The 18,569-nt window shown below is 34.1% G+C and carries 15 protein-coding genes; 9 read left to right on the top strand and 6 right to left on the bottom strand.

Annotation, left to right across the window (positions count from 1 at the left end; all coding sequences use genetic code 11):
- Nucleotides 1-52: 52 nt before the first annotated feature.
- From IQ05_RS01505 to IQ05_RS15330, 3 genes are all read right to left on the bottom strand, one after another.
- Complete coding sequence (locus tag IQ05_RS01505) at nt 53-589, bottom strand: DUF4136 domain-containing protein (RefSeq protein ID WP_144889141.1); 537 nt, start codon at nt 587-589, stop codon at nt 53-55.
- Between the two features lie 66 nt (nt 590-655).
- Nucleotides 656-2,662, bottom strand: coding sequence for a urocanate hydratase (locus IQ05_RS01500; RefSeq protein ID WP_144889140.1), 2,007 nt, complete (start codon nt 2,660-2,662; stop codon nt 656-658).
- A gap of 215 nt (nt 2,663-2,877) precedes the next feature.
- Entirely contained in the window at nt 2,878-3,051 is a 174-nt protein-coding gene (locus IQ05_RS15330) for a DUF5522 domain-containing protein (protein ID WP_220485246.1), read from the bottom strand.
- Nucleotides 3,052-3,795: 744 nt separating this feature from the next.
- On the opposite strand from IQ05_RS15330, the gene IQ05_RS01490 reads away from it, so the two are divergent.
- The 4 genes from IQ05_RS01490 (at nt 3,796) to hemL (ending at nt 8,857) form a co-directional block, all read left to right on the top strand.
- Nucleotides 3,796-5,631, top strand: coding sequence for a T9SS type A sorting domain-containing protein (locus IQ05_RS01490; protein WP_144889138.1), 1,836 nt, complete (start codon nt 3,796-3,798; stop codon nt 5,629-5,631).
- An 89-nt stretch (nt 5,632-5,720) separates the two neighbouring features.
- Nucleotides 5,721-6,617 (top strand): 1-aminocyclopropane-1-carboxylate deaminase/D-cysteine desulfhydrase, encoded by an 897-nt coding sequence (locus IQ05_RS01485; RefSeq protein WP_244289510.1) that lies wholly within the window; start codon nt 5,721-5,723, stop codon nt 6,615-6,617.
- Nucleotides 6,610-7,542, top strand: a complete 933-nt coding sequence (locus IQ05_RS01480; protein ID WP_144889136.1) for a glucosaminidase domain-containing protein — start codon at nt 6,610-6,612, stop codon at nt 7,540-7,542. The genes IQ05_RS01485 and IQ05_RS01480 overlap by 8 nt, the downstream gene beginning before the upstream one ends.
- A 28-nt stretch (nt 7,543-7,570) precedes the next feature.
- Nucleotides 7,571-8,857: a glutamate-1-semialdehyde 2,1-aminomutase gene (gene hemL / locus IQ05_RS01475; protein WP_144889135.1), complete on the top strand. Its 1,287-nt coding sequence runs from the start codon at nt 7,571-7,573 to the stop codon at nt 8,855-8,857.
- Nucleotides 8,858-8,923: 66 nt separating this feature from the next.
- On the opposite strand, the gene IQ05_RS01470 is transcribed toward hemL, so the two are convergent.
- Nucleotides 8,924-9,391 carry a hypothetical protein gene (locus IQ05_RS01470; RefSeq protein WP_144889134.1) on the bottom strand — a complete coding sequence of 156 codons (468 nt, stop codon included), beginning with the start codon at nt 9,389-9,391 and terminating at the stop codon, nt 8,924-8,926.
- Between the two features lie 447 nt (nt 9,392-9,838).
- On the opposite strand from IQ05_RS01470, the gene IQ05_RS01465 reads away from it, so the two are divergent.
- Nucleotides 9,839-11,362: a DUF4394 domain-containing protein gene (locus tag IQ05_RS01465; protein WP_144889133.1), complete on the top strand. Its 1,524-nt coding sequence runs from the start codon at nt 9,839-9,841 to the stop codon at nt 11,360-11,362.
- A gap of 78 nt (nt 11,363-11,440) precedes the next feature.
- On the opposite strand, the gene IQ05_RS01460 is transcribed toward IQ05_RS01465, so the two are convergent.
- On the bottom strand, nt 11,441-11,956 hold the full coding sequence (locus IQ05_RS01460; RefSeq protein ID WP_144889132.1) for a hypothetical protein: 516 nt from the start codon (nt 11,954-11,956) through the stop codon (nt 11,441-11,443).
- A 282-nt stretch (nt 11,957-12,238) separates the two neighbouring features.
- Between IQ05_RS01460 and IQ05_RS01455 the strand changes: the two genes are divergently transcribed.
- Nucleotides 12,239-14,053 carry a hypothetical protein gene (locus IQ05_RS01455; RefSeq protein ID WP_144889131.1) on the top strand — a complete coding sequence of 605 codons (1,815 nt, stop codon included), beginning with the start codon at nt 12,239-12,241 and terminating at the stop codon, nt 14,051-14,053.
- A gap of 94 nt (nt 14,054-14,147) precedes the next feature.
- On the opposite strand, the gene lysS is transcribed toward IQ05_RS01455, so the two are convergent.
- Nucleotides 14,148-15,857, bottom strand: a complete 1,710-nt coding sequence (gene lysS, locus IQ05_RS01450) for a lysine--tRNA ligase (RefSeq protein ID WP_144889130.1) — start codon at nt 15,855-15,857, stop codon at nt 14,148-14,150.
- A gap of 268 nt (nt 15,858-16,125) precedes the next feature.
- Between lysS and IQ05_RS01445 the strand changes: the two genes are divergently transcribed.
- Genes IQ05_RS01445 through lipB form a run of 3 tightly spaced genes read left to right on the top strand, consistent with a single transcriptional unit; the run spans nt 16,126 to nt 18,406 of the window.
- Nucleotides 16,126-16,851 carry a hypothetical protein gene (locus IQ05_RS01445; protein ID WP_144889129.1) on the top strand — a complete coding sequence of 242 codons (726 nt, stop codon included), beginning with the start codon at nt 16,126-16,128 and terminating at the stop codon, nt 16,849-16,851.
- A gap of 53 nt (nt 16,852-16,904) precedes the next feature.
- Nucleotides 16,905-17,696, top strand: a complete 792-nt coding sequence (locus IQ05_RS01440; protein ID WP_144889128.1) for a hypothetical protein — start codon at nt 16,905-16,907, stop codon at nt 17,694-17,696.
- A gap of 5 nt (nt 17,697-17,701) precedes the next feature.
- Nucleotides 17,702-18,406: a lipoyl(octanoyl) transferase LipB gene (gene lipB, locus IQ05_RS01435; protein ID WP_144889127.1), complete on the top strand. Its 705-nt coding sequence runs from the start codon at nt 17,702-17,704 to the stop codon at nt 18,404-18,406.
- Nucleotides 18,407-18,569: the final 163 nt, after the last annotated feature.

Below are 18,569 nucleotides of genomic sequence, written 5' to 3'. Positions count from 1 at the left end.
CTATAAAAAAAGCCTACGCAAAGGTAGGCTTTATGTTTGATTGTAGTAATATCTATTCTTCTTTTGGAGGAAATTGTTCTAAAATTTTAGCAACAAATTCGTTGATTCGCTCTTCTTTGTCTCTTCGGTTTTGAGTTAAATTCCCAACACCTTCACCTTGCCAAATGAGTTCTTTCTTTTTAGCATCAATTAAGTCGATAAAAAGGGTGCCCTCAGTTGAAGTGCTAGCAATTGTATTTTGTCCGCCCCACATAAAAGGACTCCAACCCCAACCCCAGCCATAACCCCATCCAGAGTTGAATTGGTTGACATCAACTCGTTCTCTTTCTTTGGTGAAAATGTTGACTAATAGATCTGGATTTTCGCTTTTGGTCATGCCTTTTGCACTCAATTCACGATCTATAGCGTTTAGAATTCTTTTCTTGTCTAATTGTGAAATTTCAACTTTGTCGATTCCGTTTTTATGAAACGCATACGTTTTGTAAGGAGTGAAATCTACTTTTTTATCAAAATCAGAGTACACTCTAACCGAACTGCATGAGGCAAATACAAAGAGTAATAGTACGGGAATAAATTTTATTGTTTTCATAATGTTTTATTTTATTGTTTCAAGTTTGAGGTTTCAGGTTTGAAAAGTTTGACTTGAAACCTGAAATTATAATAAATCTTCGTCTACAACATTAGGGATGGTAACTTTCAATAAAGGTTGCGTTTCCATGGCTCTTTTTATTGCAAAAATTGCTCCTTCGTTTCTTGCCCAACTTCTTCTTGAAATTCCGTTGTTTACATCCCAGAAAAGCATTGATTCTAAACGTTTTGAGGCTTCTTTTGTACCATCAAGAACCATACCAAAACCACCGTTAATTACCTCGCCCCAGCCAACACCGCCACCATTGTGAATGGAAACCCATGTAGCACCGCGAAAGCTATCGCCAATTACGTTTTGGATTGCCATATCAGCAGTGAATCTTGAGCCGTCGTAAATATTGGATGTTTCTCTGTAGGGTGAATCGGTTCCAGAAACATCGTGATGATCGCGTCCTAAAATGATATATCCAATTTCTCCTCGAGCAATAGCTTGATTGAAGGCTTCGGCTATTTTAATTCGTCCTTCGGCATCCGCATATAGAATTCTGGCTTGTGAGCCAACAACCAATTGATTTTCTTGTGCGCCTTTAATCCATTGAATATTATCCGCCATTTGTTGCTGGATTTCTTCAGGAGAATTTTTCATCATTTCTTCCAGAACACCACAAGCAATTTTATCAGTTTTGGCTAGATCCTCTGGATTTCCTGAGGCACAAACCCATCGGAATGGTCCAAACCCGTAGTCGAAACACATTGGTCCCATAATATCTTGTACGTAACTGTTGTATTTAAAATCGATGTGATTTTCTGCAAAAACATCGGCTCCAGCACGAGAGGCTTCCAGTAAAAACGCATTTCCATAATCAAAGAAATAGGTGCCTTTAGCAGTATGTTTGTTGATTGCATCAGCATGACGACGTAGTGTTTTTTGAACTTCTTGTTTGAATGTTTCAGGATTGTTTGCCATTAAATCATTGGATTCTTCGAAAGTAAATCCAATTGGATAATAACCTCCAGCCCAAGGATTGTGTAATGAAGTTTGATCAGAACCTAAATCAATATGCAGGTTTTCTTGGTCAAAACGTTCCCAAACATCGACTACATTTCCGAGATAAGCAATGGAAACTACTTCTTGTTTTTCTAAAGCTTTTTTAACTCTTGGAACTAATTCTTCGATATTTTCAATCACTTCATTAATCCAACCTTGAGAATGACGAATGTGTGTAATTTTTGGATTTACTTCGGCACAAACGGTTACGCAACCAGCAATATTTCCTGCTTTTGGTTGTGCGCCAGACATTCCGCCAAGTCCAGAAGTAACGAATAATCCACCTTTTGGCGATTTCTTAATTTTTCTAAAACCATTTAAAACTGTGATGGTAGTTCCGTGGACAATTCCTTGTGGACCGATGTACATGTAACTTCCGGCAGTCATTTGTCCGTATTGAGAAACGCCCAAAGCATTCATTTTTTCCCAATCATCCGGTTTGGAATAATTTGGAATAACCATTCCGTTAGTAACAACTACTCTCGGCGCTTCTTTATGAGAAGGGAATAATCCCATGGGATGACCAGAATACATGGCTAACGTTTGCTCTTCGGTCATTTCTGCCAAATATTTCATGGTCAATAAATATTGAGCCCAGTTTGAAAATACTGCTCCATTTCCGCCATACGTAATTAATTCATGCGGATGCTGCGCTACGGCATAGTCCAAATTATTTTGAATCATCAACATAATGGCTTTTGCTTGCTCGCATTTTCCTGGATATTCATGAATTGGTCGCGCATAGATTTTATAATCAGGACGTAGGCGATACATATAAATTCTTCCGTATGTTTCTAATTCGGCTTTGAATTCAGGAAGTAATTCTGCATGATGTTTCGGCTCAAAATAGCGCAAAGCATTTTTTAGTGCTAATTTTTTTTCATCATCCGAAAGGATTTCTTTTCGCTTTGGCGCATGATTAATTTCGGTTTGTGTCGTTAGGTCAGCTAATCGCTTTATATCATAAGGTTTTGGATTTGGTAAAACCGAAGGAATTCCTTGTACTATTTGTTCTTGAAAAGTCATTTTTAATGTTGTTTCGTTATTTTTTATACACTAATTCGTTAAAGAAGCACTTACTTCTTGTGAAAAATGAAACAACTAAGGATAACGAATATCCGACCTATGGTAGGATTTGTGAATTTTGATTCTATATTTCTGTGAACAAATATCCATTTTATGTATGTGTTTTTTTAAACCAGCACTCTAATATTGTTTGTTATTTAGATTCTAAAATGTGATTATTTTTTATTGGTTCCTGTTTTTTTATCAAAGCCGTAAGGACAATGTCGGCAGTTATTTTTACAACAATAACCTCGTTTAAGGTGGTGTTTCTCGGTAAAACATTTATATCCTTCCGGTGTGTAATAGAAATCTTCCCCTTCTATCAATTTATTTTCATTACTTTGGCTCATTATTTTTTGATACTACTTTGGAGAATATAATTTTACAATTCCGCAAAATATTAGTTTTTTAAGGTTTTGTATGATTACAAATTTATAAATTTTAGTGCTAATGTTTTTGATTGTGTCCAAATATTTAATTCCAAAAGGATATCGTGGATTAACGATTTTTCCTTTTGTAATAGTAAAATTCAAGAAAGATAAAGAAAATCCAATTTTACTAAATCATGAACGCATACATATCAGGCAACAAATCGAGTTGCTAATTCTCCCTTTTTTTATTTGGTACCTTTTAGAGTATTGCATACGATTGTTACATTATAAAAATAGTTATCTCGCTTACAAAAACATTTCCTTTGAGCGGGAATGTTATACGCATGAACAAGATTTAAACTTCTTAAAAAAACGTACTTTCTTTAATTTTTTAAAATTTATTTTTAAATAGTATACGTTTTTATACCTCCTTCATTTCGTTATTGTTTTAAGATGAGAACTAAAATGGTAGTACTTTTAGTATTTATGTCTATTTGTTTTTTGAAAGAAAAAACATATTTTAAAACTAAAAAAGTGTATTTCATCGATTATTTATACTTTTTATCGGCTTTTTTGTCTGTTTGTATTTTATTTTTTTTGTAAATTTAGGTAATGAAAAACAGTTTTATGCTTTTGTTTTTGAATTTTTAGAACCTACATTTTAAAACTATTTAGCAAAGCTGCTTTTATATAAAAAATTAATACTTTCTAATTTAAAAGCTTATGAACACATCAATACTTCAAAAAGGAGCTTTCTTTTTTCTATTCATTTTTTTTCAAAATGAAAGTAAGGCACAAATGTATGTGAGTCCAAATAGTTATGTATTTGCTACAAATGAGTTGGTTTTTATAAAAGAGCAATTAGAACTCAAAGCTGCTACAAGTAATTTTTATTTGAGAGATAGTGCGCAACTTTTACAAGGCACTACAACCAACACAGGCAACAGTGGTTTAGGTAGTTTATCTGTATATCAAGAAGGTTCCACAAATAATTTTCAGTATAATTATTGGTGTTCGCCGGTAGGTGGGGCTGCTGCTACTACAGGAAATTCCCCTTTTGGTATAAGTCAATTGAAGGACGTAACTAGTATTATTGGGTTTAACGAGCCTAATATATTAGCCTCAAATAGCTATAATGGAACTGCAAGTCCGCTTGGAATTGCCCCTTTTTGGATTAATAAATTAATAGGCTCATCTAGTTATGCGAGTTGGTTGGCAGTAGGTTCTGCAGCAACTATAAATGCGGGTGAAGGATTTACAATGAAAGGCACTTCGGGGACAAATGCGATAACTGTAAATGGAGTTCAAAACAACCCTGGAAGTAAGCAACGTTATGATTTTAGAGGAAAACCTAATGATGGTACAATACAAATATCCGTTGGCTTGTCGCAGTTCACTCTCACAGGTAATCCATATCCATCTGCGATTGATCTTTCTGCATTCTTGCTTGAACAAACAAACTGTTCAGGTATTGCTTATTTTTGGGAACAAGACAAAACCGTAAATTCCCATTATATTACGGATTATAAGGGAGGTTATGGTACTTTTTCCCCAGGAACATTAGGTAGCAGCGGCGTTTATGTGCCAGCTACTTTTTATTCTTATGATGGATCAGGAAATAGCGGTGGTATAGCTGGTTTGGGGAGTATTTTTCAAAGGCGTTTTTCACCTATTGGACAAGGTTTTATGATTAATGGAAGAGTAAATGGAACTGTTGAAATGAAAAACAGTTATAGAGTTTTTGTAAAAGAAGGGGTAGCAAACAATTCTCAATTTGAAAAAACTTCTGGTAATAAAAAGACGAATCCAGATTTTGAGTTTTTGTCTAAAATTCAATCTGTTTCTGGATTTGATTATAAAACGGTAAGTACGGAGCTTACACCACAAATAAGATTAAATACCTTAATGAATAACCAAGGGGTTCGACAGTTAGCACTTGCATTTATTCCTCAAGCAACAGATGGAGTAGATCGCGCCATGGATGCTATGTCATCAAGCGATAGTTCTCCTGCTGATGTTTATTTTGTTTTGCAAGATTCTGAATATGTAATTAATGCAGTAAACTTTGATCTAGATAAAAAAATCACAATTGGATTCAAAAACACTAAACAGGCTAATTTTAAAATAACAGTTTCAGAGATTGTAAATGTTCCTACTGTTAATGCTGTTTATTTACATGACAAAATCAAAGATACCTATCATGATATCAAAAATAGTTTTCATGAAATGGTGTTGCCGGCTGGTAAAAATAATACACAATTTGAGATTACTTTTAAAGACAACAAAACATTAGGAGTAGATTCTAACGCAAAAGAGGACTTTATGGTCTACCAAAACAATCCTTCAAAAAGCTTAACAATAAGCAATCCAAACTCAATAGAATTAGCATCTTGCGGAATCTATGATGTGGCAGGAAAATTGATTTTTGTCCAAGATGATTTGGGTGATCAAGCAACTTTAACTTTTTCAACAGCCAGTTATGGAGATGGTATTTATATTGTGAAGTTGACTACAAAAGACAATAAAAATTTCGGCAAAAAAATAATTATCAAAAATTAATTTCAATAGCATACAAAATCTAAATGCAATCTGAGAAGGTTGCATTTTTTATACATTTTAGTTTTACCTTTGTATTAAAATCAAATATTTTGAATCAAAAAGTAGCGAAACTGTTCTCCAACTCCATTGAATTATACATCAAAAGAGAGGATTTGTTACATCCATTTGTTTCAGGGAATAAATTCAGAAAGCTTAAATATAATATTCTTGAAGCTAACAAATTGCAAGAAAAGCAGTTGCTCACTTTTGGCGGTGCATTTTCAAATCATATTGCCGCAGTAGCATATGCAGGTTATGAAAATGGTTTTAAAACTATTGGTATTATTCGAGGGGATGAATTAAAGAACCAAACGGTTTTAAATCTCACATTAACGTTTGCAAAGCAATGCGGAATGGAGTTTGAATTTGTTTCACGATCAGATTATCAGCGTAAGAATGAACCAGAAAATCTAGCGAAATGGACCGAAAAATGGGGTGCTTTTTATTTGATTCCAGAGGGCGGAACAAATTCATTAGCCATACAAGGGTGTGAGGAAATACTAAATGAGGAGGATAGTTATTTTGATTATATCTGTTGCTCCGTTGGAACAGGGGGGACAATTTCAGGTATTATAAACAGTATTTTGCCTCATCAAAAAGTTTTAGGCTTTCCTGCTTTAAAAGGTGATTTTTTGAAAGAGGAAATTCGTAATTTTGTAAATAATAATGATTGGGAATTAAATACGGAGTATCATTTTGGGGGGTATGGTAAGGTAAATGATACTTTAGTTCAATTTATAAATCAATTTAATGTTGATTTTCAAATCCCACTAGATCCCATTTACACCGGTAAAATGGTTTATGGTGTTCTTGATTTGATGGAGAAAAATTATTTTCCCGAAAATTCGAAAATTTTAATGATCCATACAGGAGGTTTACAAGGTATTCAAGGCATGAATATCAAGTTAAAAAACAAACAATTACCAACTATTGATATACATGTTTAAAAAATATATAGTCTTGCTTGTAGTGCTAGTATTAGCAAGTTGTAATACGACTAAACCCGTTATTGTAACTAAAAAAAACACGCCAAGAGCAAGTGTTCCAACTGTTGTAAAGGGAAAACCCGAAACCTATAAACCAGCTAAAAAGACTGTTGCCAAAGTGCCAACAAAACCAAGCGTTGCGGTATCTCAAAAATCAAAAGCAACAGTACATAATGTACCAAAAGAAGTCATAGTTTCTACCTCTAAAACGGTTGTGACCAGTGATGTCATTGTGTTATACGTTTCAAAATTCAAGGATATTGCTATGGGAAACATGAGAAACTATGGCATTCCGGCGAGTATTATCCTTGCTCAGGGTATTCTTGAATCTGGGGCAGGAAACGGTGATTTGGCCTTGAGTGCTAACAATCACTTCGGGATAAAATGCCATATTGGTTGGACTGGAGAATCAGTCAATCACGATGATGATGCTTCTCAGGAATGTTTTAGAAAATATGAAAATCCATCAGAGTCTTTTAAAGATCATGCGTTGTTTTTAACTAGTAGAAACAGGTATGCTAAATTATTCGAAAATCAAAAAGGCGATTACAAGGCTTGGGCCAAAGGCTTACGGGCTGCAGGTTACGCCACTGATCCTAAATATCCTGATAAATTAATTTCATATATAGAAAGATATAATTTGCATCAATATGATGATTTGGTTTTAGGGATCAATTCAAATATTAAAATTAAGGAAATCACCGATGAATTAAATATTTCTAATAAAAATTCAGTAGCTTGGAATTCTGATAGTTATGAAGTTCAAAAAGGAGACACTTTATATTCTATTGCAAAGAAATTTGCCTTACAAGTAGAAGATTTAAAACAAAAAAATAATCTCACTGATAACGCGCTCGCTATTGGTCAGCGGTTAATTGTAAAATAAGTATAAACACATAATTAGTATTCATTAGATGTTATATAAAAGAAGTAGTCAGCTTTTTGCTGAAGCAGAAAAAGTAATTCCTGGAGGTGTCAATTCTCCTGTTCGTGCCTTTAAAGCAGTAGGTGGTACACCTATTTTTGTAAAAAGTGCCAAAGGCGCATACCTGTATGATGAAGATGGAAATAAACTAATAGATTACATCAATTCATGGGGACCAATGGTTTTAGGCCATGCGTATGAGCCAGTCGTTGAAGCTGTAATTGAAAGAGCAAAATTAGGAACCTCTTTTGGGATGCCAACTGAGCTTGAAACCCAAATAGCTGCTTTGGCCATAAAAATGGTGCCTAATATTGACAAAATTCGTTTTGTAAATTCAGGAACAGAAGCTTGTATGAGTGCTATCAGACTAGCGCGAGGTTATACTAAAAGAGATAAAATCATCAAATTTGCGGGTTGTTACCACGGACATTCGGATTCTTTTTTGATCCAAGCAGGAAGTGGCGCTATTACATTTGGTTCTCCTAATAGCCCTGGTGTTACCGCTGGAACGGCTAAGGATACCTTGCTTGCGCGATACAATGATTTAGATAATGTTGTGGAATTAATTACAGCAAATCCTAATGAAATTGCAGCCATAATTGTTGAACCTGTGGCGGGGAATATGGGTTGTATTCCACCTAAAGAAGGTTTTTTAGAGGGCTTACGCCAATTGTGTACAGATAATGGAATCCTACTTATTTTTGATGAGGTTATGACCGGTTTTAGACTTGCAGCAGGCGGAGTTCAAGACCTTGTTGGAGTTACTTCAGATATTGTTTGTTTTGGAAAAGTTATTGGCGGAGGTTTACCGGTAGGAGCATTTGCAGCACGTGCAGAAATTATGAATTATCTTGCGCCATTAGGTCCTGTTTACCAAGCCGGAACTTTGTCTGGAAATCCATTGGCTATGGCTGCAGGATTAGCTATGTTAAAAGCCTTAGATGCAGATAGAGACGTGTTTATTCGATTAAAAGATAAAACAGCTTATTTAGCGGCAGGAATCAACAAAGTGTTAACTAATAATAATGTTTCCTTTACCATCAATACCATTGGATCTATGATATCGGTGCATTTTGATGAAAACGCAGTTGTAGATTTTCAAACAGCTGCAAAAGGAGACAATGAAACCTTTAAGAAATTCTTTCATGGCTTACTCCAAGAAGGAATTTACATAGCGCCTTCTGCTTATGAAACTTGGTTTATCACTGATGCGCTTACGTATGAAGATCTAGATTTCACCATTCAGGCTATTGATAAAGTGTCTAAAACTTTTTAAATTAAAATATTATAAAAAGCCCCCAAATCACTATAGATTTGGGGGTTTTTTTATTTTTCTCTGAAATTATTTTTTATTGGTTTCCATTCGATTTGCTTTTTTAGCTTGATGATAGGCTAACCTCTTGTTTGCTCTCTGGTGTCTCTCCGTTCTAGAAGCGTCCCATTTTTTAAATTGATCATTCGAAAGAATTTTTTTCATACGTTCTTTCATTGCAATTTGATTGTCCAGCATTTGGTTTTTAAGCTCAAAACGCTCATTAGATGTCAGTTGTTTTTTTTCTGCTGTTTTGTTTGCTTTTCTATCAGCAAGCATCGCTTCACGTTTAGTGCTCTGTTCTGCAAGAAGTGAACTAATTTCTTTTTGTTGCGATGCATTGAGATCTAGTTCAAGAGTCATTTTCTTGACCTGTAAGGCTCTCTTTTGTTCGGCACTCATGCGTTCCATTTTAGCGCTTTCAGTTTTTGTTTTTCTTTCTTGTGCTTGACTTGTTATTCCAAAAGCCAAAACCAATACAATCAATAATTTTTTCATTTTTTTAGTTTTAAGATGTATTGTTATAAGACAAATGCAAAACAAAAAAGTTTAGTCCTTAACATAAATTTAGCTGTAAATGAATTGATTAAAGGAATTTTTTTCTTTCAATTTTATTTTTTTTATGATTTAACTTGTTGTTTGAAAGTTATTTTTTAGAATAATTACAGAGTCATTCAATTTATTTTGCATAAAATACACAAACAAAAAACGATTAATGTTAATTAAACATTTCTCTATTAATTATAAAGCGTTTCTGCAGGTTTTATTCTACTATAACTCTTAAATATTATTGTAATGATTGTTATGTTTTACTCCAAGGAAAAAATCAAGTTGGTGTTCATTTACAGTAATTTATAATAATTTTTAGATCAAGAAAACCAAATTATACTTCTTGTCGTACATAAAGACATAACTAAATAACTAAATAACTAAATATATAAAACGATGAAAAAGAAACAACTTAATTTAGGTTTTGCTTCCTTACTAGGAGTAGCATTTTTGTCCCTTACAGCAATTTCATGTAATGACGATGATTCAAATGATATGATGGTAGCAGCAGTTGCTCCTGATGTTAATTTTACAGCTTTAACGAGTAATAACACCATTCTTACGTATAACGCGCGCAATCTATCTACTTCGACTTCTAGTGTGGCAATTGTTGGATTACCCACCTCAGAAAATATTGTGAGTATTGATTATAGACCAGCAACGGGACAATTGTACGGATTGGGTTCGTCAAGTCGGTTGTATTTTATCAATGAAAAAAGTGGGGTAGCAACTGCAATTGGCGCTACTTCTTTTGCGCCTGTAATTGCATCAGCTAATGCATCAATTGATTTTAATCCAACTGTAGATAGGATTAGATTGGTTACAGATTCTGGTCAAAATTTAAGATTGCACCCTGAGTTAGGAACAGTAGTTACTACCGATGGCGTTATAAATGGCGGTACAAATGCAAAAATTGGTGCCGTAGCATATACTAATAGTTTTGCTGGAGCTACAACAACCATGTTGTATGACATTGATTTTGAGCAGGATAAATTGTATTTGCAAAATCCTCCTAATGATGGGACACTGCAAGTTGTGGGGGATCTAGGCGTTAACTTTCAGGGGGTAGGAGATATGGACATTTTACCTGATAACTCTACCGCATTAGCGGTTACCAACAATGCTAATCTATCTACATTATTCACTATTGATTTAGCTACAGGTAAAGCAGTTGATGTTGGTAAATTTGCAAATTCGGTGATTAGTATTGCTTTTAAAACAAATCCTATTGCTTATGCTACTACAAGTACTAATATGTTGTTTCGTTTTAACCCAACAACTGGTACTAATAATTCAGTTGCTCTAACTGGTTTAGCAACAAATGAATCTATCGTAGGACTTGATTTTAGACCTGCAAATGGTGGATTGTATGCTGTTTCAAATCAAAGTAGACTTTTTACAGTGAATACAGCAAACGGTGCCTTAACTGTTGTAGGTTCTACATTTGGAACTGCGTTAGTAGGGACTGCGTTTGGTTTTGATTTTAATCCTACTGTTGATAGAATACGTTTAGTGAGTAATACAGGTCAAAATTTACGTTTACACCCAGATTTAGGAACGGTTGCAGCAGTTGACGGAAATTTAAATCCTGGAACTCCAGCTGTTACTGCGGGTGCTTACACAAATAATATAGCGGGTGCAACAACAACGGTTTTATTTGTAATAGACTCACAGACAGATACTCTTTTCAGTCAAGATCCACCTAATAACGGAACTCTTGTATCCATAGGAAGTTTAGGGATTAATGTAGATGCTGATAGTGGATTTGATATTGGAGGAAATAGTGCAACAGCATTTGCATTGCTTAAAGTTAATAACGTTACCTCTGTATACAGCATCAATCTTACTACAGGAGCTGCCACAAAAATCACAGATGTAAATGTTCAAGCTACTGCAATGGCTGTAGGTTTAGGTTTTTAATATTTAGTTAGTTTTGTTTTGAATTAGTAAGCCGACTCCTTGCAGGGAGTCGGCTTGTTTTTTTGATTACTTTTTATTTTAAAAATGCAATGCAAAACCAATGTTTAACTGGAACGTATTGTCATAAAACTGCTTGTGTGTTGCAAAATTATATCGTACTCCAGGTTCAATACTCACATTTTTTCCTAAAAATACAGCATAACCAATTTGAGTTCCTAAATAAGTAGGATTTAAATCAGCTTGACCAAAACCGATGCCATTATACGAAAGTTCAACAGGAATCATGCCTTTGATATAATATTTAGCACCAACTTTGTAGGCAATTGGTTCACCTACACCATCTATTTCTCCATAACCCAATCCTAACTTTAAAGCTAGGTTGTCTTTTATAAAATAGCCACCTTCAGCGCCAATGTTAAATGCGTTTACACCATTAGTGTTGCTAAAATATAAAGCTGTAGAACCTACATTGTTACCAAAACCAGTATTGGCTTCAATAAGCCACTTTCCTTTTAAGAGCTGACCGTCTTTTGCTTGTCCATTTGCAAATGCAAATGCGCATAATGCAAATAATGTTGTTGTAATTTTTTTCATATCTATTTTTTCCAGTAAAAGTAGAAATTAAACTTATTTACGTATGATTTTTAAGACAGATTTAACTTTCTTGTCTGCTTCGAAAAATGCGTCAGCTAACTGCAAGTGTTTTTAATGCATCTGCTACACTTTTTACTTGAACTAACAAAATGTATAGTTGATGTTGTTTTTCTAAAAAGCACAAAATAAATGCTGTTTATAGCATTGAAAGCATGATATTTATCAGTTTTTAAACGGTTTTCTTTCGCGATTTTTGTGGTTTATATATAAACTCATTTTAGCATGACTACACGTAAACCACTCCACACCTTTCATATCCCAGTTATGGGACTTGCTTATACGATTGATAGCCCAATACGAGTGGCGAAGTATGGAATTTCTTCCGTGATTTCAATTATGGATGATGAACTTATCGAAAAAATGAATGCTTTTTACAGTAAGAAATTCGATTTTCCGTATCAGGGAATAACCCAAAAAATACATGACTATCGGGCAGAACGTATTTCTTCTTATCTGAATTTGGTAGACAAAATCGTGAAGCAAAAATTCGAAAATTTCAAAACGGAATTATCCGAAAGTAAATCAGCTTTGGAAAATTATATCGCCATGCTTCCTAACAAATCAACGATTAAAGCGGGTCTACAAAACTTGATGCAGGACGGTTTTGCTTTTAAAGAAAATATCAAAAATTATCTGGAGAAAAATCTTTTCCCAGGTGATATTGATGTTAATATTATGACCAAATTAGATAAGGACAATTTTATCAAAGACGAACAATTGCCAATTGCTTTTAATGATGCACATGCTGCACTTCGCGGGTTTGCGAACAGTACGTTAGAATCTTCGGTTGTTTTATCGGCTGGTATGAATCCAAGATTATACAGCTACTTCGAAAGTTTTTCAGCTTTCTTTCCAGATGCGAATAATACACTGAAAAAGAAAATTACACTAAAAGTGAGTGACTTTCGTTCGGCTATGATTCAAGGGAATTTTTTGGCTAAAAAAGGACTTTGGGTTTCTGAATATCGAATCGAATCAGGACTGAATTGTGGCGGACATGCTTTTGCTACCGAAGGTTATTTGTTGGGACCCATTCTGGAAGAATTCAAACAGAAAAAAGAGGAATTGATTCAATCTTCGCATGAGTTGTTGGTGAAAGCGTTGGGGCAAAAAGAAATGGATGTTCCGGAACAACCTTTGGATTTAAAAATCACGGTTCAAGGTGGCGTAGGGACTGCTGAAGAACATGATTTCCTGTTGGAACATTATGAAATTGATTCTGTGGGTTGGGGTTCCCCGTTTTTATTGGTTCCTGAAGCCACTTCGGTTGATACACACACCAGAGCGCTATTGGCTAGAGCCAAGGAAGATGATTTATATTTAAGTCATATTTCGCCGTTGGGAATTCCTTTCAATACGTTGCGAGGAACGACGAATGAAAAATTAAAATTGAAACGAATTCAGGAAAGCAAAGCAGGAAGTTCGTGTCCAAAACGATTTTTGGCGTTAAGCAAAGAATACGATGCGAAAGGAATTTGTACATCTTCTAAGAAATACCAAGATTTAAAACTAGAAGAATTGCTACTCGAAAAAGATATTTTGACTGCGGAAGTTTTCGAAAAAAAGAAAAATAGTATCACGGAGAAAGCCTGTCTTTGCGTGGGTTTAGCAAATGCTTCGTATCTTGAAAATGAAATCAAGATAAAAGGACAGGCGCAAGGTGTAATCATTTGCCCAGGACCAAATATGGCGTATTTTGATAAAGAAGTATCGCTGTCTAAAATGGTACAGCATATTTATGGAAACGCTTCTGTATTGACGGTTACTGATCGACCAAATCTATTTGTGAAAGAGTTAAAAATGTATTTGGATTACCTGAAAAACGAAATCACCGCGGTTACTGAAGAAATAACTTTGGGACAAATTAAAAAATGGAATTCGTTTAAAAATAATTTGCTGGAAGGGATTGAATATTATGAAGATTTATTTTCAAAAACTCCATTTTTTGAAAGCATTAAAAATAAGATGCAGAGTCAACTTAATATTTGTAAAGGTGCACTGATTGCTATCGAGATTCCAAAATTAGTGACAGCTTAATAAAAACAGACTTGAAATTTTCAAGTTTATTTTAAAAACAAAAAAAAGAGCTTCAATTGAAGCTCTTTTTTATAAATATAGTTTTAGAACAGACTTATTCTTTTAATCTACAAGATTTTACATCACCATCAACTACAACTTCGGTCATCCCTAATGAAGAAAGGTTTTTCATGGCTTTATCCCATTTTTTACCACTCAATTGAGATTGGATTTTCAACAAACCAAATTCCATTTGATTGTTATTTACTTGTAAAAGTGTTACAATTAATTTTTCATCTTCTTCAAGCTCAATTTTAACTTGTTTTTTCTCAGGACGCATTTGTGGAAACAACAGTACTTCTTGAATAGAAGAATTATTAGTCAAAAACATCATCAAACGATCCATTCCAATTCCTAATCCAGACGTAGGAGGCATACCATATTCCAGTGCTCTCAAGAAATCTTCATCAATAGTACCGTTCGCTTCGTCATCACCTTTTTCTGCTAAGCGCATTTGATCTTCAAAACGCTCTCTTTGATCAATAGGATCGTTTAATTCAGAATAGGCATTGGCAACTTCTTTACCACAAACCATTAATTCAAAACGTTCTGTAAGTTCTGGATTATCACGGTGTTGTTTACAAAGCGGAGACATTTCTTTAGGATAATCGGTAATAAAAGTAGGTTGAATGTAGTTTCCTTCGCATTTAGCGCCAAAAATTTCATCAATAAGTTTCCCTTTCCCCATGGTTTTGTCAACGTCAATTCCCATACCTCTAGCTGCTGCAAACAATTCGGCTTCATTTTTACCAGAAATATCAAAACCGGTAAAATGCTTGATAGAATCCGTCATAGTAACACGCGCATAAGGTGCTTTAAAATTTACCGTATGTTCGCCAAAAATAGCTTCGCTAGTTCCGTTAACCGATATTGCGCAATGTTCTAGCAGGTTTTCGGTAAATTTCATCATCCAGTTGTAGTCTTTGTAGGCTACATAAATTTCCATAGCGGTAAATTCTGGATTATGCGTTCTATCCATTCCTTCATTACGAAAGTTTTTAGAGAATTCATAAACCCCATCAAATCCACCAACAATCAATCTTTTTAAATACAATTCATTTGCAATACGCATGTAAAGCGGAATGTCAAGTGAGTTGTGGTGTGTAATAAACGGTCTAGCCGCAGCACCACCTGGAATAGGTTGTAAAACAGGTGTTTCAACCTCAAGATATCCTTTATCATTAAAAAAAGAACGCATGGCGTTAAACAATTTAGTTCTTTTGATAAAAGTAGCTTTTACATGATCATTAACAGTCAAATCAACATAACGACGGCGGTATCTTTGTTCAGGATCTGCAAAGGCATCGTAAGTTTTTCCGTCAGCATCTGTTTTTACAACTGGTAATGGTTTTAGAGCTTTAGATAGAACAGTAAGTTCATGCACATGCACCGATATTTCACCTACTTGTGTCTTAAAAACCGTACCGCGCACACCAATAAAATCTCCAATATCCAATAATTTTTTGAAAACAACATTGTACATAGTTTTCTCCTCATCATTTGAAATATCATCACGAGATACATAAACTTGTATACGTCCTTCGGCATCTTTCAATTCAGCAAATGAAGCTTTCCCCATAATGCGTTTCCCCATCAATCTACCTGCTAAAACAACCTCTTTACCTTCGTACTTTTCAAAGTCAGCAAGGATTTCGCTAGAGTAAACTGTTGTAACAAATTCTGCTGCTGGGTAAGGCTCAATGCCTAGGTTTCGCAATTCTGTGAGTGCCTCTCTACGTAATATTTCTTGTTCAGATAATGCCATTATATGCTGTTTTTAAGTCTGCAAAGATACTATTTAAGTTTTAAAAATTAAAGTTTATCAAGGCCCCTTTTTTTTCTTTTTTGATGCACACAATTACCTTTCAGTTGGTGTCCATTCCTGCTATTCGCTCTATCTTATTTTCTTGTAAAAACAAGAAAAAAAGGATGCCGCTACTATCAGGGCAATACTAGAAAATTTATTTTTTCAGGAGTCTAAAAGTAGTATAATTCATGTATATTTGTTTTCAATTTATATCACCGTAGCTCTTATGAAAAAATACTTAGGCTTAATAGGCTTCATTTTATTGACAAGTTGTCAAATTACCGAAACACTTACTATAAATAGCGACGGATCGGGTAAAATAACACAAGAAGTTGTAAGAGATGAGCAAAGCTACCAATTGTTAATGGGGGAAGACTATTCTAAAGAAGAAGAATACCAAGATACTACCTATGTTTTTAAGGATGTCATCGCGAAAAATCAAGAAACTTTTTCGAGACTAACAAAATTTGAAAAAGAGGTTTTCGGAAAATTCAATCCAGTAACGGTTCATATAAAAAAGAGTTCAATCGAAAAACATTTCAAAACTACTTTTACGCAAGAATTTAAGGTAGTTGAAGAAGTAGCCGACCTTTTAAAAACCGAAAATTATGTAAGCGATATTATTCATAATTATGCATTGGCTGCTGAGGAACATTATTTTAGTGTACAATATAGCTATGAAGGTAAAGTTTTCAAACGGATTGTTAAAATCACAGATCCAGAAAGACTTAAAACGGAGCAAGCAAGAGTAGAGGCTAACAAAAAATATTACGCTTCATTAAAACTTGTAGAAAATTTTGTGCTCAAATACCAGTTTCCATTAAAAATAAAATCAGTTTCAAACCCAAATGCTAAAATTAGTTCTGATCAAAAATCATTGCAATTAGATTTTAAAATCACAGATTGTCTATACAATCCAGACAGTACTAATCTGGAGGTGGTTTTGGAGTAATAATGAGTTCGGATTCTTTTGTAAAGAGTTTGTATATTTGAACAAAAAAAAATATGAAAAGAATAGTAGTATTTCTTTTGATTCTCATTTCAATAGTGAGTTGTACCATAAAAGAGAAAATGGTAATAAATGAAAACGGTTCAGGAACATTTTCGTATGGTTTTGATATGGCTGCTTTATTAAAAATGGGAGGACCAAAAAGTGACTCTGCAAAAGTTTCTAAAAATGTAGATACCGTTTTTACATTCAAGGAAATGTTTGCAAAAATGAGTGACAGCATTGGTAAACTCTCTTTGGTAGAAAAAGAGCAGTTAAAATTGCTTGAGGATTTTAAAATCAATTTAAAAGTCAATGAAGAAAAACAGCTGTTTGAGTACAATATGGCATTTGATTTTGCGTCTTTAGATAGCTTGAAAAATATGGTGTCTCCTCTAAAAAGTGCTGAGGTATTATCATTATCAGATAAAAGGTTAGGAGGTAAGGTTTCTAAAAAATCAGAGGACGAGAATGATTTTAGAACTTCGTTTGCTTATGATGGTGCTAGTTTTGAAAAGAAAGTATTAGATAAAAATAATAAAGAAATAAAAAATTCAACTTCTGTTGCTAAGAATAAAAAAAAGAGTGCTAAAAAAGAAGCTGATGATGAATTCTCAAAAAAAATGCAGGATATGTTTAAGGAATGTAAATATTCTATAGAATATCATTTCCCCAAAAAAATAAAAAGTATCTCATTAAAGGACGCTAAGATTTCAGAGGATAAAAAAAGCTTTGTGGTTGAGATTCCTATAGAAAACTTAAAAGCGAATAGTGATCAACTAGGATTTAAAGTGCTGTTTGAAAATTAAATAAAATGAATAAAAAAATCCAACTTCAAGATCTAGGAAATAAAGATTACAAAGCAACTTGGGAATACCAGGAAGAATTGTTCAAGGGTATTGTAGATTTAAAAATTCAGAATCGTCGAGAGGAACTTGAATTGGCTACGCCTAATTATTTTCTTTTTGTAGAGCATCCGCATGTATATACTCTTGGTAAAAGCGGTGACTTGACTAACTTGCTTTTATCTGAAAAGCAACTGGAAGCCAAAGGCGCTACTTTTTATAAAATTAATAGAGGTGGTGACATTACATATCATGGTCCAGGACAAATAGTAGGCTACCCAATTATCGATTTAGAAAATTTTTTCACAGACATTCATAAGTACCTTCGTTTATTAGAAGAATCAATTATTCTTACACTACAAGAATATGGTCTTGCCTGTGGCCGTAGCGAAGGAGAGACTGGTGTTTGGCTTGGAGTAGGAACACCATTTGCTAGAAAAATATGTGCCATGGGAGTTCGAGCATCGCGTTGGGTTACCATGCATGGGTTTGCATTGAATGTAAATGTAGACTTAGGATACTTTGACAATATTATTCCGTGTGGTATAAAAGGAAAAGCGGTGACCTCCTTAAACGTAGAGCTAGGAGTAGATCGGGTAAATGAAAAAGAAGTAAAAGAAAAAATCCTGCATCATTTTAAAAATCTTTTTGAATGTACTTTGGTTAAAGAATAAACTTTAATAAGTTTATAGACTTATTTCTAATTTATAAAAAGGTATAGATGAACTCAAGTCTATTTTTCAATTGTCAACTTTTTTGTCTTAAATGAAACTTTTTTTTTGATTATATATATAGGTAGAATTTTTCATGAAATATATAACTTCATATAGGCTTCAT

The organism is Flavobacterium tiangeerense (assembly GCF_007830355.1).
Taxonomy (GTDB): domain Bacteria; phylum Bacteroidota; class Bacteroidia; order Flavobacteriales; family Flavobacteriaceae; genus Flavobacterium; species Flavobacterium tiangeerense.
This window is presented reverse-complemented; position numbering and strand designations above follow the sequence as displayed.

Bases quoted from the DNA above. Each gene is read 5' to 3' on its own strand.
- lipB (WP_144889127.1), top strand. From the start codon at position 17,702: ATGAATAAAAAAATCCAACTTCAAGATCTAGGAAATAAAGATTACAAA.
- IQ05_RS15330 (WP_220485246.1), bottom strand. From the start codon at position 3,051: ATGAGCCAAAGTAATGAAAATAAATTGATAGAAGGGGAAGATTTCTAT.
- IQ05_RS01470 (WP_144889134.1), bottom strand. From the start codon at position 9,391: ATGAAAAAATTATTGATTGTATTGGTTTTGGCTTTTGGAATAACAAGT.
- IQ05_RS01480 (WP_144889136.1), top strand. From the start codon at position 6,610: ATGTTTAAAAAATATATAGTCTTGCTTGTAGTGCTAGTATTAGCAAGT.
- IQ05_RS01505 (WP_144889141.1), bottom strand. From the start codon at position 589: ATGAAAACAATAAAATTTATTCCCGTACTATTACTCTTTGTATTTGCC.
- IQ05_RS01445 (WP_144889129.1), top strand. From the start codon at position 16,126: ATGAAAAAATACTTAGGCTTAATAGGCTTCATTTTATTGACAAGTTGT.
- IQ05_RS01455 (WP_144889131.1), top strand. From the start codon at position 12,239: ATGACTACACGTAAACCACTCCACACCTTTCATATCCCAGTTATGGGA.
- IQ05_RS01500 (WP_144889140.1), bottom strand. From the start codon at position 2,662: ATGACTTTTCAAGAACAAATAGTACAAGGAATTCCTTCGGTTTTACCA.
- hemL (WP_144889135.1), top strand. From the start codon at position 7,571: ATGTTATATAAAAGAAGTAGTCAGCTTTTTGCTGAAGCAGAAAAAGTA.
- IQ05_RS01465 (WP_144889133.1), top strand. From the start codon at position 9,839: ATGAAAAAGAAACAACTTAATTTAGGTTTTGCTTCCTTACTAGGAGTA.
- lysS (WP_144889130.1), bottom strand. From the start codon at position 15,857: ATGGCATTATCTGAACAAGAAATATTACGTAGAGAGGCACTCACAGAA.
- IQ05_RS01440 (WP_144889128.1), top strand. From the start codon at position 16,905: ATGAAAAGAATAGTAGTATTTCTTTTGATTCTCATTTCAATAGTGAGT.
- IQ05_RS01460 (WP_144889132.1), bottom strand. From the start codon at position 11,956: ATGAAAAAAATTACAACAACATTATTTGCATTATGCGCATTTGCATTT.
- IQ05_RS01490 (WP_144889138.1), top strand. From the start codon at position 3,796: ATGAACACATCAATACTTCAAAAAGGAGCTTTCTTTTTTCTATTCATT.